This is a genomic window from Burkholderia sp. WSM2232, from assembly GCF_000472545.1.
Lineage (GTDB): Bacteria > Pseudomonadota > Gammaproteobacteria > Burkholderiales > Burkholderiaceae > Paraburkholderia.
Window position 1 is genome coordinate 15,934 of sequence record NZ_AWZV01000036.1, and the last position, 22,907, is coordinate 38,840.

A 22,907-nucleotide genomic window follows, 5' to 3' on the forward strand; every position below is an offset into this window, starting at 1 on the left:
GGTTCGAACAGCAAATTATCGCATAGCCCTAATCAGCTACCTATATGCGATAGCTATTGCGCAACGGTCGCCAGACGGTCCCATGCGTCCTGCGTATCACGCGAGATCAGATGTTTCCTGACGCGCTCGCTCGCCGTCAACTCGAAACCGGCCACCGCACGGTAGTAGCGCGGCAACTGGAAACTCGCGAGCCGCTCTCGCGCCCATGCGTGCAGAGCGGGCCACGCGACCGGCTCGTCCCTGAACTGGACGTCGAGCAGAATGTCCTGTTCGCCGATGGCCGATGCGACACCTATTGCAGCACAGACGCGAATGGCCGGATGAGTGGCGAAAACACGCTCTATTTCCCATGCTGACACGTTTTCGCCGCGCACCCGCATGCTGTCCGTCTGCCTGCCGATGAAGAACAGATCGCCATCCGCATCGCGGCGCGCGCGGTCGCCGGTATGCAGCCGCCCGTGGCGCAACGCGGCGCGGGTTGCTTCCGAATTCTTCAGATATGTCGGCAAAAACGTGCCCTCCACCTTGCTCGACAGCACGATCTCCCCTGCTTCGCCGTTGGGTACCGGCTGCCCGTTTTCATCGAGCAAGTCGATGTCGATCCACGGCAACGCGCGACCAATCGAGCCGGCCTTGCCGCTCAGATTCGCCGTCGCGAAGCTCGAGCATTCGGTCATGCCGTAGCACTCGCGCAACGATACGTTCAGGCGCGCCTGGATCGGCTGCCACGACGCAGCACTCACTCCCGCGCCCCAGGCGACGCGCAGCGTGTGCGACGCCGGCTGCTCGCTTGCGGGCAACTGCATCAGGATATCCAGCACGCCGCCGAGATAATGCAGCTGCGTTGCGCCCGCGCGGCCGATCTGCTGCCAGAACTGCGATGCCGAAAAACGCGGCACCGCATGCAACGTGACGTTCGCGAGGAACGGCAGCAACAGCATCTGCGCGCCGCCGATGTGGCACAGCGGCTCCCACAGGAACAGCCGGTCGCCGTCGTGCACGTCGGCAACGCGTAACGCCGCCTCGCTTGCAATGCGCATCATCCGGTGCGTGAATACGACGCCCTTGGGCGCGCCCGTCGTCCCCGACGTGTAGATGATGCACAGCGGATCGTGCACGCCGATTGTTGGAGTTGCGAAGTCGGTGGTTGTGCCGGTCGCAGCGCTGGCGTCGTCAGCCTTCGAGGCAGGCAAATGCGCGGGTAGATGCGCGGGCAGATGTGTGCGCAGCGCAGTGCCGCAATCGAGTTCCGCGGTAAGCGCATCGAACTCGTCGTCGATCACGAAGAGCTTTGGCTCGGCGTGCTGCAGCAGATATTCGAGGCCCGCCGCACGCAGCTTCGTATTGACGGGCACCCACACGAGCCCGCTCAGATGCAGCGCGTAGATCAGATGGATATGCTCGGGACTGTTGCCGAGCATCACGGCGACGCGATCGCCCTGCACAAGACCGTGCCCGGCAAACCAGCGCTGCAATCGCGCAACCTGCCGGGCGGCCTCTTCGCAGGTCATCGCGCGATCCTCGAAATGGACGATGGTGCGCGCCGGATCGCGGCGCAATCCTGCCGCGAGCAGAGGCGCACAGTCGAGTTCGTCGTTTGCGTAGCGGTGAGCAAAATATTCTGGATAACGATGCATGTGTAAACGAGTTGAATGACCGGGATTTAGCGCGTCTTGCGTTTGAGCCACGAAGAAACCGCGACGACTAGCGCAATCAGAATCACAAGGGTGGTCGACACGGCCGCGAGTGTCGGCGTGATGGCGAGCTGGATGTCGTCCCACATCTGCTTGGGCAGCGTCGAGTTGATGCCGCCGGAAACGAAGATCGCGATCGTCAGGTCGTCGAACGAAACGAGGAACGCGAACAGGAATGCGGCGGTCACGCTTGCCATGAGCAGCGGCAGCACGATCGACGTGATGCGCCGCAACGGCGACGCGCCCATTACGCGCGCAGCGTCGTCGAGGCGCCAGTCGAAGCGCTGAAAGCCCGCGGCGAGCGTGACGACCACATACGGAATGGCAAGCACCGTATGGCCGATCACGAGGCCAAGGTTCGTGCCCGTCAGCCCGAAGCGTCCGAACAGGTACAGCAGACCGACTGCCACCACGATGCGCGGCACGATAAGCGGAGCCACCAGCAGCGCGAACATGGGCTTGCTCGCGCGGCGCGGCATGCGCGTCATGGCGAGCGTGGCGCCGAAACCGAGCAGCAGCGACAGCAGCGCAGTGCCGAGGCCCACTTCGAACGAGCGGATCACCGCGCTCTGCCACACGGGCGAATCCATGAAGGTGCCGAACCAGCGAACACTGAAGAGCTTCGGCGGGAACGCAATGTAGTCGCTCTTCGTGAACGCATACGGGATCACCGACAGCACCGGCGCAACCAGCACTACCATCACGACGCATGTATAGAAGCCAAGCGGGCTCGCCGCGCGCGCGCCCGCTTCCGCGTGCGCCTGGCGGCGCATCATGATCGGTGCGAAGACGCGCCCGGCGCTCATCAGAAGCGCAAGCTTGAGCCCTTGAGCGCGCGAGCCGCGCTGACGCTGCGCTACTTCGCCGGTAAGCGATGTGAGGCCCACCATACGGTCGTATATGAAGAAGATCACGATCGAGCAGACGAGCAGCACCGTCGAAAGCGCTCCGGCAAAGCGCATGTCGAAGAGCTCCAGCACCGACGAGATCACGAGTTGCGCGATCATCGTTTCTTTCGGCGAGCCAAGAAGCGCAGGCACAATAAAGAACCCGAGGCTGGAAATGAACACGAGCAGGCCCGCGGCCGCCACGCCCGGTGACGACAGCGGCAGAAACACCGTAAAAAAGCTCGTGCTGCGCTCGGCGCCCAGCGTTTCGGCGGCCTGCGTCAGCCGGTCGTCTATGCCGCGCATAACCGGCAGCATCGTCATGACGGCGAGCGGCAGCATCGAATGCACCATGCCGATCAACACGCCGGTCAGCGACGGAATCGTGCCGCTCGTCTCGCGTACGAGGCCAAGCGAGAGCGCAATGGTGGAGAGCACGCCGGTCTTCGAAAGCAGCAGCATCCACGCGTATGTCTTGACCAGGTAGCTGGTCCAGAACGGCAGCATGACCCAAAGCAGCCAGCGTTCGCGGGCGCGCTCCGACAGGCGGCTCAACATGTACGCGACCGGATAGCCGAGCAGAATGGAAAGCGCCGCCGTCATGAACGAAATTGCGAAGGTGATCCACAACACCTTCGCGTAGACGGGCGTGCGCGCGATGCGCTCGAACTGTGCAAGGCCTATCTGGCCGTCCGGTCCGACCAGTCCCCCTTGCAGAATTTCGCCGACGGGCAGCACGAAGAACACCAGCAGGAACAGAAGCGTCGGCACGATCGGCAAAAAGCGCAGACTGCGCGCGAGCCACATGGAGCGGCCGCGCCGCGAGGCTTCGCTTTCGCGGTGCGCGTGAAGAGCGATGGTCATTCCAGTCCCTTTCAGCTATGCAACAGCGTCGTGCGATACGGGTCCCATACGAGGCCCACTTTGTCGCCGACGCGCGGCGACAGACTGCGCTCGCAGCGCACGGTGAGCTCGCTGCCGTCGTTCATCGCGAGCTGCACGCGCGTGTCGCTGCCGAAGAACACCACGTCCGCAATTGTGCCGTCGACGAATCCGCTGGCCGGCTCGACGAAACGCGGGGCTTCCGGACGCACGAGCAGCGTGTGGCGCGCAGCAGAAACGGACGCGGGCGCAGAAACCGAAGCGCCGGATGCACCCTTGCCATTCGTTATCCTGATGGTGTCGAGCGCGCTGACCGGCAACGGAATGCGGCCGCCCGCCGCGAGCAGGATCGGCTCGCCGCTTGCGCCACGGGTTTCGTCGAGCGCGCCTTCGAGCAGATTCGAATGACCGATGAAGCCGGCCGCGAAGCGTGTTGCGGGACGGTCGTACAGGTCGGCGGGCGTGCCCACCTGCTCTATGCGCGCCTGATTCATGAGGCAGATGCGGTCAGAGAGCGTCAGCGCCTCGTCCTGGTCGTGCGTGACGTAGACGAAGGTTGCACCGAGCTCCTTGTGCAGCCGGCGGATTTCGGACTGCATGTGCTCGCGCAGTTTTTTGTCCAGTGCGCCAAGCGGCTCGTCGAGCAGAATCACCGACGGCCGGTACGCAAAGCAGCGCGCCAGCGCGATGCGCTGCTGTTGCCCGCCCGATAGCTCCTTCGGAAAGCGCTTCGCGTAGTCGGTCATGCGCACCATGGCGAGCGCACTCTCCACGGCCGCGCGCACCTCGTCGCGCGACTTGCGGCGCATGCGCAGACCATAGGCGACGTTGTCCCACACGCTCATGTGCGGAAACAGCGCATAGCTCTGGAACACCATGCCGATGCCGCGCTTACCCGGCTCAACGTGCGTGACGTCGCGCCCGTCGATCTCGATACGCCCTGCGCTTGGTGCGACGAGGCCCGAGATCATCTGCAGCAGTGTGGTCTTGCCCGAACCCGACGGCCCGAGCAGCGTCAGGAATTCGCCCGCCTGCACGGCGAGGTCCGTCGGTTCAAGCGCCACCGCGTCGCCGTAGCGCTTGGCAATGCCTATCGCCTCGAGTTTCGAGCTCATCGTGCAGTCCTCACGAAATGATCCACGAATTGAACCGTTCAGTGACTTTCTGGCGGTTCGCTTCCCACCATTGCGGACTCGGCAGCCGCATGTCGCGGATATTGTCGGGGGCCGTGGGGAATAGCGTCGCGCGCTCTTTGGCAATGGTCTCGAACGCTTTCCTGTTGGTCGGCCCGTAAGCCAGCGTGCGCGTGAGCAACGCCTGGCGCTTCGCGTCGGCGCAAAAACGCACGAACTGCTTTGCCGCCTCCGCGCGCGGCGTGCCCTTTGGAATGCCCCACCCTTCGATTGAATAAAGCCCCTGATTCCACACGATCGCGACCGGCGCGCCCGCGTCCTTCGCGGCTTGCGCGCGGCCGTTCCACGTCGAGATCATGTCGACATCGCCGCTCTGGATCGCCTGCATCGCCTGCGCGCCGGAAGTCCACCAGATGTTCACGTGCGGCTTGATCCTGTCGAGGCTTTTGAATGCCCGGTCGACGTCGAGCGGATACAGCTTGTCGAGCGGCACGCCGTCGGCGAGCAGCGCCTGTTCCAGCGTGTCGAGCGGGCTGCGCCGCAGGCAGCGGCGGCCCGGGTATTTCTTCACGTCCCAGAAGTCCGCCCACGTTTTCGGTCCGTTGTCCTTGAACCTGTCGGCACGATAGGCAAGCACGGTCGAATACACGTCCACGCCCAGCCAGTTCGGCGTGATCGCTTCGGGCATGATGTCAGGATAGTCGCTCGCCTTCAGGCCGATGGGTTCCAGCAGGCCCTTCGCTTCGAGGTAGGGAATGTCGGCGGAGAGCGTAAGCGTGGTGACGTCCCATACGTAATTCTTCGTTTGCACCATCGCCGCGAATTGCGCAACCGGCTGCGATTCGCGCGCGACGCTCACGACCTTGATGCCGGTCGCTTTTTCGAACGGATCGTAAAACGCTTCGCGATAGGCGGTGGTGTAAGGACCGCCCGGGTCCGAGACCACGATCTGCTTTGCCTGCGCACGCGCGGCGAGCGGCAGTGCGCCCGCCACGGCAAGCGCGCCCGCGCCGTGAAGAATGCGGCGGCGTGCCGGGTTGAAGTCTTGCGTCATTGTTCAGGTCTCCGCACTAAGGTTGAGATGGGAACGGCTTGACTTGGCCTTGCGGCTGCACTTGCAGCGGGCGCAAGCACCACGACGAAAACCGGCTCGGGCATTGCACTGACCATGCCGACCACGAGCGGCCCCGCGCGCCTCGCCCGCGAGCGGCTACTTCGCGCGCTGGCGGAAGAACTCTTCCATCATGCGCGCGGGTTCGCCGGAGTCGTACGCTTCGCGCTGAATGCGCTCGCCCGCTTGGATGCAGTCGATAAACCCCGGCTCCGTCATTTCGCGAAAACGCTGCTTGTCGAGCCGCATGGCGACGGGCGGCTTGGCCGCGAGTTCAGTGGCAATTTCGAGCGACTTGTCGAACACCTTGTCTTCGTCGACGAGGTGATGAATCAGGCCGATGCGATGACACTCTTCTGCGTCCATCAAACGGCCCGTGAGGGTCAGCTCAATGGTGCGCGACATGCCGAGCATCGCGTTCATGATCCACGGCCCGGTGGTGCTGGCAATGCCCGCATTGATTTCAGGCTGCCCCATGCGCACGCCGGCATGACCGACGCGGATATCGCCGAGCAGCGCCACCTGAAACGCCGAGCCCGCGGCTGTGCCGTTGAGCGCCATGACGAGCGGCTTCGAGAGGCCGCGCAGCGCCGTGTAGTAGCGCTGCCACTCCTTGACCCACGCCACCGCGCGCTCGCCGTCGAAGTCATGCGCTTCCGAGAGGTCCTGCCCTGCCGAGAAGGCGCGATTGCCGGCGCCGGTCATGATGATCGCGGCGACTTCCGGATCGTGGTTGAAACGCTCAAGCGCCTCGATGATTGTCTCGCGCATCGGCGTGGTCCATGCGTTCAGCCGCTCCGGGCGATTCAGCGTGATGATCGCGACACGACCGCGATTCGAGAACAGCACGTCATTGCTCATGATTTATCGCATAGTAATAGTTGATGGTGTATAGAAATATAGGCGCATCAAAAATACCGTGCAAGCGGGTTTACCAGAGAGATGGGTTGCAGTGAGAAGGCGAAGAGCAAAGCGCACAGACAGCGGTAGGCGCGACGGGCCGCGTGTGCGAGTCAGGCGAAGGGAGGTGGTAGAGAACGGGCGCCGCGTTCATCCGCTGCATTAGGGAAAAGCCGCGACACGCCCCGTTTGGCGAGCCGAAGTGCGCGCAGGCCGGCAGCCCAGGCAACGCATAGAAAAAAGCCGCAGACAAAGCTGCGGCTAAACAAACACACACGCCGAACGTTTGGGAACGCTGACGCCTTACAAATCGTAGCGATGTTTTCGGGGCCTGAAAATCGGGTGTTTTGTATGAAAGCATGCCGACTTCCCGGCAAAAGCCGCCTGTACGCAGATGATCGCAGTTTGCGTAGCTTACAAAGTCGCCAAAAAACAACGCAAACCTTGCAAACAGCTTAGCCGGCGGGCCAGCAAGCCGGCATTGAGGGCGTGCACGACCTCGTGGTGTAGGCATGGCTCCTGCGGGTCGGACTGAAAGTTTGCGCGTATGCAAACTGCATGACAGGGCGGGGACAATGCGAACCCGACCAACAGACTATTGCAGGAGCCACGTTGCGCCCCTTATCCGTTTACGTTCTCACCCACAACAGCGAGCGTCATCTGGACCGCGTGCTGACAGCCGCGAAGCGTGCCGCAGACGACTTACTGATCGTAGATAGCGGCAGCAGCGACGCGACGCTCGCAATTGCCGCAAGGCACGGCGCGCGAATCGTGCATCGCGCATTCGACAACTTTCGCGCGCAACGCGAGTTCGCCAACGGCCAGTGCCTGCACGAAATGGTGATGTTCTTCGACAGTGACGAAATTGCGAGCGACGCGTTGATCGACGAAATTGCCGCCTTGAAGGCCCACGGCTTCGCTCACGACGCGTATGCGGTCAGGCGAGACTGGGTGGTGATGGGCAAGCGGATTCATGCACTAATGCCGGTGTCGTGCCCGGACTATCCCATTCGTGTGTATCGGCGGGGCGCCGTGCGTTTCACCGGGCATAGCGTGCATGAAACGCTGACGGGCGCTGCAAGCGGCGGACGCATTGAAGCGCCGCTGATCCATCATACGTTCGAAACCACCGCGGAGATGAAGCGCAAGCTGGATCTCTACACGGACCTCGCCGCGCTCGACCTGGTGAACAGGCACGAGCGCCCGGCCGTGCTGAGCTTCAAGGGCTGGTTCAGCCCGTTGGGGGCATTCATGAAGTGGTACATTCGCAAGGGGAATATTCGCGATGGCCGCGTCGGCTTGATCCTCGCGCTTTACGCGAGTGCTTATACGCGCCGCAAGTATCGCAAGGCGCTTGTGCGGCTGCGTGGCAAGCGTTAAGGCACGCTCGCCTCGGCCGTTGAAAGCAGAATGAAAAATGCCGCGCCGATACTGGACCGTAACATGCGATCTGCATTGCAGCGACGCCGTCCGGAGTCTCCCATGACCGTTTCGATCAACCCGCATTGCGCCGTCCCCGCCGGTTTGCGGCCGGGCACCGTCGGCCTCGCGCTGGCGCTCTTCGTGTCGAGCGCCGACGCCGTGTCGGCTTGCCCGACGGTAGTCACGACTCCGGCCGGCAGCGCGTTCGACCTCGCCTCGCTGGTCGCCGACAACGGCTCGCCGCAAGCGGCACTGGCCAAACTGCGCGCCGCGTTGTCCAAACTCGGCTGGGGCACCCGTTGCAGCCTGCTGCGAGATATCCAGGCCTGCAACGAAACCGTCGATATCGCAAAGCGTGCAGTCGTCGCGCTCGAAGCCTGCGCTGCGGCGTCGCCTCGCGGGCCGAGCGTGGACCGGCGCAACGGCAAGGACCGCGATGCGCGCCAATCCGCGCAACTGGATAGATGAAGCCGCGTGCCGGCGGGCGCAGCGGTCTACCGCACGACGGTTGCGAGCGCCCGGCTATAGGCAAAGAGCTTGCCGATTGCAGCGCTGCCCGCTGATTCGTCGCCGGACAGAGTGACGCGATCGTCCTGCTGCGCCCGGCGGCCGGCACCTGGCACCCGGCGCCCCCCACTCGGCGGGAGGCACGCGAGCGCTGCCTGGCATGCCTGATACGGCCGGAGCGCCGTCGATTTTGCAGCGGCTTGCTCGTCGTGTTGATGGACCGATCGCGTCCGTCAATCCGGAGAAAGCTCATGCGCAAGCTCACCGTTTCTGCATTCATCAGTCTCGACGGCGTCATTCAGGCGCCGGGCGGTCCAGAGGAGGACCCGAGCGGCAACTTCCGCCTCGGCGGCTGGATCGTGCCGTATGCCGACGACGCAATCTCAGGCTACTTGCAGGAACTGTTCGCCGAACGGTTCGAATTGCTCCTTGGGCGCCGCACGTACGACATATTCGCCGGGTATTGGCCACACGTGCCGGCCGGTTCGCCGAGCCGCGGCATCGCCGATCTTTTGAACGGCGTGCCCAAGCATGTGACCACGCATCGACCCGACACGCTTGAGTGGCAAGAGAGCCACGCGCTCACAGACACGCTCGCGGACGCGATACGCGCGCTCAAACAGCAGTCCGGCGCGGATTTGCTCACATTCGGCAGCGGCAATATGGTCGCCCAATTGCTCGCCGCCGATCTGGTGGATGAACTGCGGCTGGTGATTTATCCGCTGATACTCGGGCGCGGCAAGCGGCTATTCGGCGAGAACGCGCCTGCGTCTGCGTTCAGACTCGCGCACTCGGTCAGCACGCCGCACGGCGTAATCATCACGCGCTATGTTCGCGGCGGGGAGGTGCGAACCGGATCGTTCGATGCGGATGATCAGGGATCCGTATGATCTGTCTTGTGTCAGGGTGCAGCGCAGGAAAATGCGTGCGGCGATGGCAGCGCGAGCCGCCGCCCCTACCCACCTAGACCTTGGCGTGATTGCGCGCCGCGCCGCGGCTGCCGGCGCGCGAGCCTTGGACCATCTCCGAGAGCCAGTTCACGATGAGGTCCGTGTAGGCGCGCTGGCTGCCGATGTCGGAAAGGCCGTGATCCGCACCCTCGATCACCCGATAGGTAAGCGAATGCGCCTGCAAAAACGCCTGCAGATAGCTGGCGATCACCGTATGCGGAACGATCTGGTCATGCTCGGATTCGACCAGCAGCACATCGCCGTCGAAGTTCGCAGCGGCACGCAACGCGCGGTTTTCCGCGGCCGGCACGACGCGTTTGCGGTATGCAACCAGATCGTGCTCGACGTGCAGCGCGCGCTTGGGCGTGTTCCAGCCGTCGTCGAGATAGAGCGCCGGCACGCGCAGGCCCAGCCATCGCACCGGCCGCAACTCCGTCAGGATGGCCGCGAGATAGCCGCCATAGCTGCTGCCGATCACCGCAATCGAATCGCGGTCGATTGCCGGATGCGCGGCGAGCGTGTCGTATGCGGCAAGCAGGTCGTTGAGATTCGTTTCGCGTGTGACCGTCTGCTGTTCATTCTGCGTGCGGGCGTGGCCGGTCAGGTCGAACGTCAGGCAGACGCAGCCGAGCGCCGCCGCCTGCCGCGCGCGCTCCAGATACTGCTCCTGATTGCCACCCCAACCGTGGACGAAAAGCACGCCCGGCACGGCTGTTTTCGGAATCAGCATGGTGCCGTCGAGATGGCCGCGCTCGAGCTTGATCTGTAACTGGTAACGGTCTGCCGTCATGAGTCGCTGCTCCTTTGCACCGTGTCGGGATCGAGCGTATAGAACTTCGTGATGGGTCCAGCCTGACTATCGATGCCGTGATAGACGAGACAGGCGCCGTCGGGCACGTGCACGTTTTCTCCGTATATTTCGCGTGTCGAGGCGCGCACCACATATGCGTCCGGATTCGCCCGGAACGTGCGCAACGCGCCGATTTCCGCGCCTGTCGCGCCGCCCACGCGCCACGACTGCTCGAGCACGCCGCAATGACGCACGCCCGCGGCATCGACGCCGCATGCGACGTCGTAGTTGCGCCTCGACGCAAAGAATCCCGCGTAGTCGATCTGCACCGCGGCATCGAAAGCGCGTGCTTTCGCAATGCATTCGCGCAAGTCTGCGGTGAGATCGAGCCGTTCGAGCACGTCGAAGCCGCCGCGCACGACGACGAGGTCCGAGCCGCCGTAGACATCGTGGCCATGATTGTTGCGCGTCAGATGCTGCACGCCGTAGTAGCTCACAACCAGATCGTCGAGCATGACCTGTCCCACGCTGAACGTGTCGAGTGCCTCGAGGTGCCGCTCGATCGAAATGCCGTCGCGTTGCAGCGCCTCGTCCCCTAGCGCATCGAGTTGCGCTTCGAGTTCGTCTTCCTTCTCGATCAGCGCCTGTCCCGCGCCGCCGATTCCATATGGACGCTTCACGCGCACGCGGCCCTCGTCCCACAGCGCGCGTGCGGCGCTGCGGGCGTCGTCGCGCGAAAACGCTGCGTAGCCCGGCAACACCAGCGACGCGGTGCGTGCACCGAGTGCACGCGACCAGCCAGGCGGCGCGGCGCTTGCGCCGCCGGCCAGGCTGTGCGCAATCAGTTTGGTCGCGACGAACGGGAACGGCACGACACCGCCATACAGGTCATGCACGGAGCGAACGCCGAGTTTGTGCGCTTGCGCAAGGGTCAAGGTATCGTCGGGAATCAGATACCGATTCGCGGGATAGGCCTGCGCGTCGCGGAATTCGCCCGCCACCTGCGTGCCTTTGAGTTCGGCGATCTGGCGCGCCAGTTCGCGCAAGGTCTCGCTTTCGTGACCGGCGCGGCACGCTTCGCGCCGCTGCCGGTACAGGATGACAACCGGTAAGCCGGGTGCTGCGGATACGTCCGGAGCGTGCGATGGTTCCACGATGTTCGCCTCCCTGGCGCGGAGTCGCGCTGTTGCTTTGCGAAAGCGCCATGTCGGTGCTTCCGCAGAGCCGGGGGTCGCAAGTGTTGTGCCATTGGGGCGGCATGCTGTTGGCCTGGCCCGTCTAAAGCGAGCGCGGTGGGTGTGAGCGGGTTTGGTCGGTGCTGGAAGGCGGAGGACTAAGTGGCGCAGCGGTAATGTGGAGATTTGGGCGCCCTGTTTTTTCAAGCAGGAACAGGGGAAACGGGGCTCCAGGACGAGGCTGCTAGTGGTTGGCTGCTCTCCACCCGGCGTCCGCAGGTAGAGCAGCAGGGAGTATCTTGCGCACGGACAGATCGCCGGTTCCGCCGCGAAGAGAACAAACCTGAAATATGTTCTGCCGATCGCACATCTCATCGAGCGGCACAGACCTTGCCTCTTTCGATTGCCAGCATCTTTGCCACAGGCGACTGGGGCGCGTTCTGTGAAAGAACGCGGTCCAGCCGGAAGACGGCCTCTATGTAGGTCCGCGCAGAAACCGTCGCGATCTGTCCGTTGTACGCAACCAACATCTGCTCCAACGCTCCAATGTGCGACTCAGGCAGACGCCAGACCCCGGTACCTTCGGCTCGCTCGACCGCACGATTCAGCGCTTCCTCAGCCGCCTCGTACACTTCGAGGTCGATCTTTCCTATGCCGGCTTTCCACATGTAGAAAGACAGGTAGGTCAACCGGGTCAGCTCGTTGAGCATGTGGAGATTACCGTCTTGCGCCCTGCACGCCTCGAGCGCCAGATGCGCGTTGAGAGACAGGCTACGGACTGACTCGTGCGGTAATGGCAGCAAGGTCTGGGTCGACCACCGCATACACGGGGATGCTTTCGTACGCGATTTACGAATTGATACCGGCATTGGCGGCCTCTTCAACACGCGATACGCTGTCCAAAGCACGACACGCCGAATCGATGATCGACTGGAAGTATTTACGCAGAGCGGCATGGATCACTTGCGCATTTGCGGCCGGCGCACTGCGGCCGGTCCTGATTGCCCAGACAGGCTCGTAGGGGATGACGAACCGATGCGGACTCTGGAAGCCGACAAATGCCAGAACGTCAGACAGCTGGTTGCCAACTAACGTCTCCGCCACGTACTGCCGAACGCACTCGAGCAGTTGCCCGTTTGCACCAATGGAACCATGCATCTTCCAGTTCCCCAGCACAAGTTTGCGTCGCATTTCCGATACCTCAACCATTCGTTACGTTTCACAATCATGGCGAACGGGCCGCAGGTTTCTCACATTCGTGATAACGTACGCTCCGTTCGTCAAGAACACGTTCTCGGGGCGGGGTGCGATTCCCCACCGGCGGTAATCGTCTTTCGCAGACGTAGCCCGCGAGCGCTCTGTTGCGACATTGCTGCGATAACAGAGGTCAGCAGACCCGGTTGGATTCCGGGGCCGACGGTATAGTCCGGATGAAAGAGAACAGGACAGCCAGTATTGCCGCGCGTGCGGGAAACGGCTGTTCTTCGCCCTGTTCACACAAAACAGGTTGAATCCATGAACAAATCTCTCTCAGTCGAAGCACAAGCAGCATTTGCCTGCGGCGGCACTCGCACCCGGATTGCCTTTATTCAGGCGTGCTGGCACCGCGATATTGTTGACCAGTGCAAGAGCTCTTTCCTGAATGTCATTAAAGAATTCGGTTACGGTTCTGACGACATCGATCTGTACGAAGTGCCAGGCGCGTTCGAAATACCCCTCCACGCGAAACGACTCGCGCAGAGCGGTCGGTATGCGGGCATCGTCGCGGCGGGTCTCGTTGTCGATGGAGGCATCTATCGTCACGAATTCGTCGCTCAAGCGGTAATTTCAGGCTTGATGCAGGTCCAACTCGAAACAGGCACGCCTGTGTTCTCTGCTGTTCTGACGCCGCACCACTTCCATCACGGTGAAGAACACATCAGGTTTTTCACTGATCATTTCGTTGTGAAGGGCGCGGAGGTGGCGCGTGCCTGCGGCGAAACGGTACGTAAGCTCTCCCTGCTGGAGACCGCATAAGCATGTCGTGACGGTCGCGCAGGTCGCGGGCAACGTTGCTCGCGACCATACGCACTCGCCTCAGGACATGAACATACCGCCGTCCACATTGATGGTCTGCCCGGTGATGTAAGCCGCGTCTTCCGAGGCGAGGAATGCGACGAGACCTGCGACATCCTTGTCGCTGCCAGCCCGCTTCATGGGAATGTTTGCAACCCATTCAGCCATGAGTTCACCGGGTTTGTAGTCACCCAGCAGCTTGCCCCAGGCTTCGTCGTTGTACGACCACATATCGGTCGTAATGATGCCCGGGCAAAACGCATTCACCGTGATGCCAGTCGGCGCCAACTCTTTCGCCAGACTCTGCGTTATCCCCAGCACGCCGAACTTGCTCGCGGCATAGTGGGGCGTGTAGACGAAACCTTGCCGAGCCTGTCCCGATGCCGTATTGATCAGTCGGCCAGCTTTTCCCGCACGCAGCATCCGCTTCGCAGCTTCCTGGCAGCAAAGGAAAACTCCTTTAGTGTTGACTGCAAGTACCTTGTCCCATTCATGTTCGGTCAGGTCTTCGAGCTTTGCGATAGTGATGACGCCGGCATTCTGCACGGAAACATCCACTTCACCCAGCTTCGCCGCAACCTCCTCGTACAGCGCGACAACCTGCTCTTTGCTGGTGACATCTGTTTCGATGGCGATGGCATCGAGGCCCGAATCACGCAACTGCGCTGCTGCGTCATGCACTGCCTTCTCGTTCGCGGAGACGCATACTTTTGCGCCTTCTTCGGCAAAACGCCTCGCAATACCCAACCCAATGCCACGGCTACCGCCGGTCACCACCACTACCCTGTTTTCAAAACGCCGCTGGAACGCCATCTTTCACTCTCCACTAGAGACGGACCCTAGAGCCGTCCGATCCATTGCAACCATTGTTCGTGGTTCTTTGCAGCTGCTTCGACGCCGGATCCCGGCTCGACACGTCGCGATACAACCCGTGTTTCGCGATATGTGTCTAGCGAGCTGATTGATCCGAGCTTCAACGCAGCGAGCGCTGCCGCGCCAGCGGCCGAGATCTCGCTGAGCATCAGCGTACTGACAGGCCGGTTCAACGTGTCGGCAAGGTACTGAAGAAGGAACGGTCGCTGGACCAGCCCACCGTCGAGAAAGAGTTCACGCAGCGGGACATTGGCCGCGCCCTCCATGACGGAGATCACGTCCTTGATCTGGTAGGCGATCGACTCATACGCTGCCCGCACGACGTTTTGCCAGGATGTCGAGAAGTTCAGGCCCACGATCTGCGCGCCACCCGGATATTTCCAGTGCGGACAACCAATTCCCGAGAATGCGGGAATAAGAAAGACACCACCGTTGTCGTATTCAGTGAAGGCTTGCTCTGCTTCTGCAAAGTCCTTGATGATTCGCAGCTTCTCCTTGAGGAACGAGGGTGTCGAACCCGCACTGATGACGATGCCTTCGAGTGCAAAGTCCACGCGCTCTTCAGTAGCAAAGCAAAGAGTCGACACAAGGCCATCGGTGGCGGCCAAGGGCGTGCTACCCACATTCATCATGATCGACGAGCCAGTGCCCATCGTCGCCTTCGCAACACCGGGACTCAGGCACCCTTCGCCGACGGCAGCCGCATGAGAGTCACCGATCATCGACACGATCGGGACAGGCCGATCGAAAATGCCATCGAAATCGCTCGCGCCGAAACCGGATGCCGACGGGCGCAGCTCGGGCAGTTGCAGACCCTGCAGTCCGAAATCTGCGAAAAGGTCGCGATCCCACTCCAGCTCCGCAAGATTGAACAACATCGTCCTGGACGCGTTCGTGTAGTCGGTGCGGTATGCCGTACCCCTTGTCAAACGATATAGCAACCAGCTATCGACTGTACCGAAGTGGGCTGTGCCGGCCTTGATTTCCGAGTGCACACGCTCGTCGTTTTCGTTCAACCAGATGAGCTTCGTACCAGAGAAATATGGATCGATTAGCAGCCCCGTCTTTTCGGCAATGATAGGTGCCTTCCCTTCCCGCTTGAGCCGGTCGCATATCGCGAGCGAACGTTGACATTGCCACGACACGGCCGGAACGATGGGGCGACCTTCCGCATCCCATAGCACGACAGTCTCACGCTGATTCGAGATTCCGACGCCTGCGATGTCCTTGCGCTCACCCTTGAACTCGCCGAGGCATATGGCTACTGCTCGCAGTACCGACTCGTAGATCAGATCCGGATCCTGCTCGACGAAACCCGTGCGCGGATGGGCACACGGGACAGCTACAAAGCCGCGAGCGTGCACCTGTCCTGAGGGGTCGAAAACAAGCGCCTTGGTACCGCTTGTGCCCTGATCGATGGCCAGAACGTATTGCATGTCACCTTCCTGAAGACGGTTCGGATCTGGCGCTCAAGCGGTGAGAGAAACCATGCGGCTCTGCAGGCGCTGCTGCAACTGATCGATGACGACGGCGAAGATGATGACGAGGCCCTTGATGACCATCTGCCAGAAATCGCTGATGCCGCACATCACCATGCCATCGCCGAGAATGCTGATCACGCAGGCACCGACAACCGAACCAAAGACCGTACCGCGTCCCCCCATCAACGCCGTACCGCCCAACACGACCGCCGCAATCGCGTTCAACTCGAACGTCTGGCCCGTCAACGGGTGAGCCGTCTGCAACTGGGCAGTGATAACGAGTCCGACAATCGCCGCACAAAACCCCGAGAACATGTACACGAACAGCTTCACGCGGTTCGTACGAATGCCGGAGAAGCGAGCGGCCTGCTCATTGCCACCGATCGCATAGATGCGGCGGCCGAGCGGCGTGCGCTTTGCGACAAAGATAGTGATGGCGGCGAGAATCACCATGATCCAGACGGGCATCGACAGGCCCAGAATGGTGCCGTTTCCAAGAAATTCGAAGCCCGTGTTGCCCAGAGCGGGATTGCCTCCCAGATCGGCATACGTGCTGCCATTGTTCACCAGCAGTGCCGCGCCGCGCACGACATACAACATGCCGAGCGTTGCAATAAATGGAGCAACATTCAGAGCCGTGATCAGATAGCCGTTCACTGCACCGATGATTGCGCCCAACGCGCATGCAATCAGCGTAACGCCCCAGGGGTTGAAGAACACGATGTGGTGTCCGACCTTGACGCCTTCGAGCAGAAGATACCCCGCAGCCATGCCGCTGATTCCAACTATCGAACCCACCGACAGGTCGATGCCCCCTGTCAGAATAACGAGCGTCATTCCGATCGACAGGATGGCGACAATTGTGACGTGCTTCGCCATGATCAGCATGTTGCTTGCCGACAGGAAGTTTTCCGTTGCCAGCGAGAACACGATGATGATCGCAAAGAGTGCAATGAAGATTCGCAGCTTGAGCACGCCCACCGCAATGCGGGAAGCCATGTAGGAAAACTGCCGGTTGTGCTTGCCGTGAACCGGCTGAATAGAAGGGTTGCTGCTGTTCGGGGTGTTCATGGTTTCTGCCTCAAATTGCTTCACACTACGGCTGTAGCTGGTGTCGACGCGCGCACGATGCGTTCGCTGTCAAACTGTGAACGTTCCATGATTGCCGTTAACTTTCCGCTGGCCATCACGAAGACCCGATTGGAAACAGCCATTGCTTCGTCCAGTTCCGAGGTCGCGTAGACGACTGCGATACCAGACTGCGCGAGCAGACTGATCGTCTTGTACACATCCTCCTTCGCACCCACGTCGATTCCCCGCGTCGGTTCGTCCATCAGCAGTACCTTGGGCGATGTGAGCAGTGCCTTGCCGATCACCACCTTCTGCATGTTTCCGCCGGAAAGCGATGTGATGGGTGCATCGACAGAGGCGGCCTTGATCGCGAGACGCTTGACGATGTCGGTTGATGCCTCGAGTTGTTTGTCACGCCGGAGTGAAAAGAAAGAGAGGCGCCGGGTAAACTTCGACAGACTCGACAATGTCATGTTTTCGAGGATCGACATCAGCTGTACCATGCCCTGCTTCTGTCTGTCTTCTGGTACCAGCGCAATGCCGGCCTCGATACGTTTTGGGATGCGGAGATCTTCAATCGCCTTGCCGGCCAGCTCTATTTCACCGAGAGCGAGCGGCTGCGCACCGAGCAGTGACTCAAGCAGCTCGGTACGACCAGCTCCCATCAAACCGTAGATCCCGATGACCTCGCCGGCCTTGACGGAAAACGAAACATGGTCAACCGCGTAGATCCCATTCGAGCGCTTCAGCGCAAGGTCCTTGACCTTCAGCACTTCTTCGCCGATCGCGTGCTGCTCGAACGCAAAACGTTTTTTCGTCGAGCCAACCATCGCTTCGATGATCCAGGGAATGTCGATATTCGCAACGTCGTTTTCTGCAACGAGGCGCCCATTACGCAGAACGGCGATGCAGTCTCCGACCGCCATGATCTCTTCGAGACGATGGGAGATGTATATAACTGTGACGCCCTCTTCCTTGAGTTGCGCAATGATCTTGAAGAGGATCTCGACCTCCGTCTTCGATAGCGCGGAAGTCGGCTCGTCCATGATCAGCACCTTGATGTGCTTGGAGAGGGCTTTAGCTATTTCAACCAGCTGCTGTTGTCCGACGTACAGATCGCCCAATCGCGTGCGCGGTTCGATCGGAATCTGCAGCCGGTTAAGCAGTATTTTTGCCTGATGGTTTTCGTCCTTGCTGCGGATCACACCGGAACTCGTCAACTCGTTGCCGGCGAAGATGTTTTCCGCGACCGTCATGTCCGGAAAGAGATTCAGTTCCTGGAAGATGATGCCGATGCCGTGCTTCTCAGCGCTACGCACGTCAGTGATTTGCGCAATCTTGCCGTCGACCCAGATCTCGCCAGACGTCGGGACTTCTGCGCCAGCGAGCAGCTTCATCAACGTAGATTTGCCCGCGCCGTTCTCGCCTATCAGCACATTGACCTTGCCGCGGCGCACCGTGTAGTCGACGTCCACCAGCGCTGCAGTGCCAGGATAGACCTTGGACAATCCACGCGTCTCGATGACGTTGACCGGATTCATGGTTCGGGAGTCGTTCATTTCCAGGCCACCGGAATTGCGCGGATTTCACCCGTCGGCTCGCTCCAGCTGCTGTAAACCGCAGCGACGTCGACCGTGTCACCGACCTTGAGCCTGAGCGATTTTTGCGCTCGCGCGACAACGAGCTTGTTCAGATCCTGCCCAAATACGGCGAAGCGCGTCTGATCGTCAAAGTCACTGTACTTGACGCCTGGAAACCCGTCGCGAACGCCGGTGCCGATCACCACTGGGCCGGTCTCGAGCGCGATGTGCACCGGATCACCGCCGGACGAAGGCGTGACGTCTACATATGCCTTTCCAACGCGCGATGAATCGTCAACCTTGACGACCTTGCCTTGCACGCGAATCCAGAAGTTGCATGGGAAAGCCGTGCTTTGGCGGAAACCGTACTCCTTGCACGCGCTATCGAAGTTCTGACCGGCAGCGCCGATCACCTGCGCAGCCGGCTTGGCATTCTTGTCCGCATAGGGGATCAGTTGTTCGTTCAGGATCTTTTCTGCATCAGGGCCCTGATGCTGCCCCTGACTGCGAATCTGTGCCAGTTCGGTATCCGTCACAACGTGACACCCGGCAATTGAAACGACGCCGAGAACAACCATCGTCAACCGGGCTGCAGATAGGGAAGAAACCATAACAACCTCTCTTGACAAGACTTCTACAGGCGCAGCACTCGCTGCACCCGCTCTAACACCGCCGCAATTACTTGGTGTAATAGAAGTCTTTTACGTGCGAAGCGTTGTCCTTCGTGATAAGGATGCCGCGCGTAAGTTGACGCTCCGCTTCTCCGGTCTTGCCGGTTGTGATGTACTTGTCGAGCAGGTCGACCCCGTGGATCGCGATGCCTTGCGCCTGCAACATGACGCTCGCCTTCAGCTTGCCCTGAAGGAGCGAATCGCGCTCATCGTTGCTGCCATCGATACCCATCACCACAACGTTCTTCTTGCCGGCCGATTCGAGCGATGCGATAGCGCCGAGGGCGACAGGACCGTTACCGCAAATCACGCCCTTGATGTTCGGGTGTTCCTGCAGGATCGAATCCATTGCCTGCTTGCCAGGCAGAAGCGCACCCTTGGCGTCCTGGCGGGCGACCATCTTCAGATCAGGGTATTGATCGAGCACCTGGTGGAAGGCCTGCGAGCGCGTCACGCAATTCTTGTCGGCCTGATTGCAGGTCAACTCGACGTATTCGCCCTTCTCGCCGATCGCTTCCACGAACTTCTGTGCGACCTCGGTTCCAGCCTGCAGGTTGTTGTGACTCAGTTGCGCGATCGCGATGCCATCCTTCGGGATTTCGCGATTGATCAGGACGACAGGTATCTTCTTTTCCTGGGCGGTTCGAACGGTAGCGACGCTGCTATTCGAGTCCGCATTGTCGAGGATGATGCCCTTGACGCCCTTGCCGATCACCAGGTTGACCAGTTCGTTCTGCTTGTTCACGTCCTCGCCGTGCGACAGCACGATCGTGTCGTAGCCGAGCTTCCTGGCCTCAGTATCAGCGCCCTTCGCTTCTGCCGCGTAGTACGGGTTATCGAGAGCATTGACCAGGATTGCGATGGTTCCTTTGGAAGCGGCGAGCGCATCGACGCAATGAACTGCTGCGAACGAGGCAGCGACGGCAGCAGCAAGTGCAAATTTCTTCAGCATTTTTTGTCTCCGGATTGGTCTCTTTCTCAACGTGTTGCAGCCCTCGGGCGGCTGCGCTCAAAGTGCCGTCAGCAAATCGTGTATCCGCCGTCGATCATGATGTCGGCGCCAGTAATCATGTCCGCTCCGTTCGAGAGCAGGAACAGGATTGCTGCGGCGATTTCGTCCGTGTACGCAAAGCGGCCGACAGGGATCTGCTTCTTCATCGCTTCTCCCTTTTCGCCCTCCCAGGCGGCTGCACCCATCGGGGTGAGTACGACGGTAGGCGAAACGGTATTGACCGTAATCCCACGCAGGGCCCACTCCTTGGCAAGCACCTTCGTCATTCCGATCAGTCCGGCCTTCGCCGACGTGTACGCGCAATGCTTGTCGATCGCCACAGTAGCGGCCTGTGAAGCGATGTTGACCACCTTGCCGCCGTGACCGCTCGAAAGAACGTGCCGGGCGAAGTGCTTCGAGCACAGGAACGGGCCGGTGAGGTTCACCCCAATCTGCTTTTGCCACTCGTCCACGCTGATGTCCTCAGCGCTCGTAAGCGTGATGCAGCCGGCAGCATTGACCAGAAGATGCAGATCGCCGAAGTGATCACGCGCTGCTTTCATCGCCTTCTCGACATCGGCCTCGTTCGCGACGTCACACGGAAATGCGGCGGCGTTTGCCGTCCCGAGTTCTTCTATCGCAGCGCGCACACGCGGTTCTTCGAAGCTGGGATAGAAAATCGCGACGCGAGCACCCTTTGCGATAAGCGCTGCATTCGTGGCCATCGCGATACCACCCAGGCCACCCGTCACGACCGCGATCTTGCCGTCGAGCCGGAAGTCAAAGTCGACGCCGTGACGCAGCGACATGTCATACTGAATTGCCATTCCCGTGTCTCCTTGAATCTTTGCTATCTGTTCAATGCGCGCACTGCGCGCGGATCGCTTTTGCAATGCCTTCTGCGTCAATGCCGTAGTGGCGCCGGATGCCTTTACGTGTGCCGTATTTTGCGAACTCGCCTTCAGCGATTCCGAGCATGGTGAGCGGTTTCGCAAGCTGACGTCGCGCCATGAGGACCGCGGTGACCGCACCGATGCCGCCGTGAAGCGAATGCTCTTCGACTGTGACGACAGAGTCATGAGCCGCAATGATCTTCGCGAGCGCGTCCTGATCGAGCGGCCGGATCGAAGAGAGGTTGACGAGCGTCGGGGCGATGTTGTGCTGTGCCTTCACGGACTCACATGCATCCAGCGCTTCGCCGACCACCGAACCCAACGCAATCACGGCGACTCGGCTGCCCTGAATCACCACGTCCGGGCGGCCTGGCTGGAACCGGTAATTGGCGTCGTGCACGATGGGAAACTTTGCGTTGTCGAGCCGGATGTACACCGGCCCCTCGACGGCCGCAGCGTATTCGATCATCTGCACGACCTCGACCTCGTCGCAGGGCGCGAGAATCTGCACATTCCCGAATCCGCTCATGATCGAGATGTCGTCGATCGCGTGATGCGTCGACGCGAGCGGACCATAGGCCACGCCGGCGTTCAGACCAAGCATCTTCACGTTCGTCGCGCTGTAGCAGACGTCATTCTTGACCTGCTCGTTAGCGCGGGCCACGAGGAACGGTGCAGCATTGGCGGTGAAGACGACATGTCCGCCCAACGCAAGTCCGGCAGCCATGCCGACCATGTTCTGCTCGGCGATACCCACATTGATGACCCGTTCGGGGTAGGTTTCGAGGAACGGGTTGATTTTGGAAGTGGACGTCGAGTCCGCGACCATCACAAGGATATCCCGGCCCTGCGCCGTTAACCGTCCGAGCGCGCTGACCGCCCCGTCCCGCAAATCGGCGTACTCACGCATGATCCAGTTCCTCCAATGCCTGTTGCAGTTGCTTTTCGTCCGGGAACTTGTGATGCCATGCGGGTACGTTCTCCATAAACGACACGCCGCGGCCCTTGATCGTGTGGGCGATGAGGACCTTTGGCTTTGCATTTCCGTAGTCCAGACTTTCGATTAGTTTCCAAATTGCATCTGCCTGGTTGCCGTTGACGTCATGTACCTCGAAACCGAAAGCCCGGAATTTCTCGTCGAGCGGATCCATATCCATGATGTTGTGGGTGAAGTCCGCGAGCTGCAGACGGTTGCGGTCCACGATCACAACCAGATTCGCCAGTTCGAAATGTGCCGCAGCCATCGCAGCTTCCCAGTTCGAGCCCTCTTCGAGCTCGCCGTCGCCCGTGAGAACGAAGACTCGGCCGGGTGAGCGTTCCGTGTTGCTGGCATGACGCTGCTTTGCCATGGCGAGTCCTGCCGCGATAGGAAATCCATGCCCCAGACCGCCCGTGTTGACGGTCACGAAGGACGGCAGTTTCTGCCGCACCGGATGCCCCGGCAGGCGCGAGTCGTCTTTCAGATAAGTGAGCAGCTCATCGTCAGAAAGCCAGCCAAGTTCAGCAAAGCAGGCATAGAGTCCACCCACGCCGTGCCCTTTGCTGAGGACGAATTCATCCTGCCATTTAACCGTCCGGTCAGCTTGCACCTCATAGCGGAGCACGTGGAAGTAAAGCGCCGCGAGCACGTCTGCCTCGGACATGTCACCGCCCGTGTGGCCGCTCCTGGCAGCGGAATTCATCACACAGATCTTTTTACGGATTTCCTGCGCCCGCCGATGGAGGGCGTCTCCCGACTGCCTGTAAGGGTTTTCCATTCACAGCTCCCGCACTTCCTGTTTGCTTGAAATTCAGTTTCTGTTACTTTCGTTAGAAAGTCAAAGGGAAATACACAGAAAGAG

General features: G+C 60.8%; 22 protein-coding genes and 1 riboswitch. Of the genes, 4 read left to right on the forward strand and 18 right to left on the reverse strand.

The genetic code is table 11. The features are described 5' to 3' along the window. Positions 1-53: 53 nt before the first annotated feature. The 5 genes from F757_RS0126255 to F757_RS0126275 all read right to left on the reverse strand — a co-directional run bounded on the left by F757_RS0126255 (position 54) and on the right by F757_RS0126275 (position 6,568). The gene (locus F757_RS0126255) at positions 54-1,637 is read right to left on the reverse strand and encodes an AMP-binding protein (RefSeq protein ID WP_027213979.1); all 1,584 of its coding nucleotides are present in this window, start codon (positions 1,635-1,637) and stop codon (positions 54-56) included. A 26-nt stretch (positions 1,638-1,663) separates the two neighbouring features. After that, positions 1,664-3,445: an ABC transporter permease subunit gene (locus tag F757_RS0126260; protein ID WP_027213980.1), complete on the reverse strand. Its 1,782-nt coding sequence runs from the start codon at positions 3,443-3,445 to the stop codon at positions 1,664-1,666. 11 nt (positions 3,446-3,456) lie between these two features. Beyond that, positions 3,457-4,578: an ABC transporter ATP-binding protein gene (locus F757_RS0126265; RefSeq protein WP_027213981.1), complete on the reverse strand. Its 1,122-nt coding sequence runs from the start codon at positions 4,576-4,578 to the stop codon at positions 3,457-3,459. A 10-nt stretch (positions 4,579-4,588) separates the two neighbouring features. Further along, positions 4,589-5,650, reverse strand: a complete 1,062-nt coding sequence (locus tag F757_RS0126270; RefSeq protein WP_027213982.1) for an ABC transporter substrate-binding protein — start codon at positions 5,648-5,650, stop codon at positions 4,589-4,591. Between the two features lie 156 nt (positions 5,651-5,806). After that, positions 5,807-6,568 (reverse strand): enoyl-CoA hydratase/isomerase family protein, encoded by a 762-nt coding sequence (locus F757_RS0126275; RefSeq protein ID WP_027213983.1) that lies wholly within the window; start codon positions 6,566-6,568, stop codon positions 5,807-5,809. Positions 6,569-7,219: 651 nt separating this feature from the next. On the opposite strand from F757_RS0126275, the gene F757_RS0126280 reads away from it, so the two are divergent. The 3 genes from F757_RS0126280 to F757_RS0126290 all read left to right on the forward strand — a co-directional run bounded on the left by F757_RS0126280 (position 7,220) and on the right by F757_RS0126290 (position 9,426). Further along, complete coding sequence (locus F757_RS0126280; RefSeq protein WP_027213984.1) at positions 7,220-7,987, forward strand: glycosyltransferase family 2 protein; 768 nt, start codon at positions 7,220-7,222, stop codon at positions 7,985-7,987. A gap of 102 nt (positions 7,988-8,089) precedes the next feature. Then, positions 8,090-8,497, forward strand: a complete 408-nt coding sequence (locus F757_RS0126285; protein WP_027213985.1) for a hypothetical protein — start codon at positions 8,090-8,092, stop codon at positions 8,495-8,497. 290 nt (positions 8,498-8,787) lie between these two features. Continuing rightward, positions 8,788-9,426, forward strand: a complete 639-nt coding sequence (locus F757_RS0126290) for a dihydrofolate reductase family protein (RefSeq protein ID WP_027213986.1) — start codon at positions 8,788-8,790, stop codon at positions 9,424-9,426. A gap of 73 nt (positions 9,427-9,499) precedes the next feature. Here F757_RS0126290 and F757_RS0126295 read toward each other — a convergent pair whose 3' ends face one another. From F757_RS0126295 to F757_RS36885, 4 genes are all read right to left on the reverse strand, one after another. Beyond that, a complete protein-coding gene (locus F757_RS0126295; RefSeq protein WP_027213987.1) occupies positions 9,500-10,276 on the reverse strand; it encodes an alpha/beta hydrolase family protein in 777 nt (258 codons plus the stop codon). Further along, the gene (locus F757_RS0126300; protein WP_027213988.1) at positions 10,273-11,430 is read right to left on the reverse strand and encodes a DUF3182 family protein; all 1,158 of its coding nucleotides are present in this window, start codon (positions 11,428-11,430) and stop codon (positions 10,273-10,275) included. Before F757_RS0126300 ends, F757_RS0126295 begins: the two co-directional genes overlap by 4 nt. A 392-nt stretch (positions 11,431-11,822) precedes the next feature. Then, complete coding sequence (locus F757_RS34130; RefSeq protein WP_156923737.1) at positions 11,823-12,161, reverse strand: hypothetical protein; 339 nt, start codon at positions 12,159-12,161, stop codon at positions 11,823-11,825. Between the two features lie 139 nt (positions 12,162-12,300). Then, positions 12,301-12,642 carry a triose-phosphate isomerase gene (locus tag F757_RS36885; protein ID WP_269661062.1) on the reverse strand — a complete coding sequence of 114 codons (342 nt, stop codon included), beginning with the start codon at positions 12,640-12,642 and terminating at the stop codon, positions 12,301-12,303. Positions 12,643-12,737: 95 nt separating this feature from the next. Further along, positions 12,738-12,897: riboswitch (FMN riboswitch) on the forward strand. Between the two features lie 69 nt (positions 12,898-12,966). Between F757_RS36885 and F757_RS0126315 the strand changes: the two genes are divergently transcribed. Further along, positions 12,967-13,467, forward strand: coding sequence for a 6,7-dimethyl-8-ribityllumazine synthase (locus tag F757_RS0126315; RefSeq protein ID WP_027213990.1), 501 nt, complete (start codon positions 12,967-12,969; stop codon positions 13,465-13,467). Between the two features lie 60 nt (positions 13,468-13,527). Here the strand turns inward: F757_RS0126315 and F757_RS0126320 are convergent, their stop codons facing one another. The 9 genes from F757_RS0126320 to F757_RS0126360 all read right to left on the reverse strand — a co-directional run bounded on the left by F757_RS0126320 (position 13,528) and on the right by F757_RS0126360 (position 22,823). Next, entirely contained in the window at positions 13,528-14,319 is a 792-nt protein-coding gene (locus F757_RS0126320; RefSeq protein ID WP_027213991.1) for a glucose 1-dehydrogenase, read from the reverse strand. 26 nt (positions 14,320-14,345) lie between these two features. Then, a complete protein-coding gene (locus F757_RS0126325; RefSeq protein ID WP_027213992.1) occupies positions 14,346-15,815 on the reverse strand; it encodes an FGGY-family carbohydrate kinase in 1,470 nt (489 codons plus the stop codon). Between the two features lie 33 nt (positions 15,816-15,848). Beyond that, positions 15,849-16,931: an ABC transporter permease gene (locus F757_RS0126330; RefSeq protein ID WP_027213993.1), complete on the reverse strand. Its 1,083-nt coding sequence runs from the start codon at positions 16,929-16,931 to the stop codon at positions 15,849-15,851. Between the two features lie 20 nt (positions 16,932-16,951). After that, complete coding sequence (locus F757_RS0126335) at positions 16,952-18,472, reverse strand: sugar ABC transporter ATP-binding protein (RefSeq protein WP_232221459.1); 1,521 nt, start codon at positions 18,470-18,472, stop codon at positions 16,952-16,954. Positions 18,473-18,486: 14 nt separating this feature from the next. Then, on the reverse strand, positions 18,487-19,122 hold the full coding sequence (locus F757_RS0126340) for a DUF2291 family protein (RefSeq protein WP_084531043.1): 636 nt from the start codon (positions 19,120-19,122) through the stop codon (positions 18,487-18,489). A 67-nt stretch (positions 19,123-19,189) separates the two neighbouring features. Next, a complete protein-coding gene (locus tag F757_RS0126345; protein ID WP_027213996.1) occupies positions 19,190-20,134 on the reverse strand; it encodes a D-ribose ABC transporter substrate-binding protein in 945 nt (314 codons plus the stop codon). Between the two features lie 68 nt (positions 20,135-20,202). Next, positions 20,203-21,000, reverse strand: a complete 798-nt coding sequence (locus F757_RS0126350) for a GolD/DthD family dehydrogenase (protein ID WP_027213997.1) — start codon at positions 20,998-21,000, stop codon at positions 20,203-20,205. 31 nt (positions 21,001-21,031) lie between these two features. After that, entirely contained in the window at positions 21,032-21,976 is a 945-nt protein-coding gene (locus tag F757_RS0126355) for a transketolase family protein (RefSeq protein WP_027213998.1), read from the reverse strand. After that, on the reverse strand, positions 21,969-22,823 hold the full coding sequence (locus F757_RS0126360) for a transketolase (protein ID WP_027213999.1): 855 nt from the start codon (positions 22,821-22,823) through the stop codon (positions 21,969-21,971). Before F757_RS0126360 ends, F757_RS0126355 begins: the two co-directional genes overlap by 8 nt. Between the last annotated feature and the right edge of the window lie 84 nt (positions 22,824-22,907).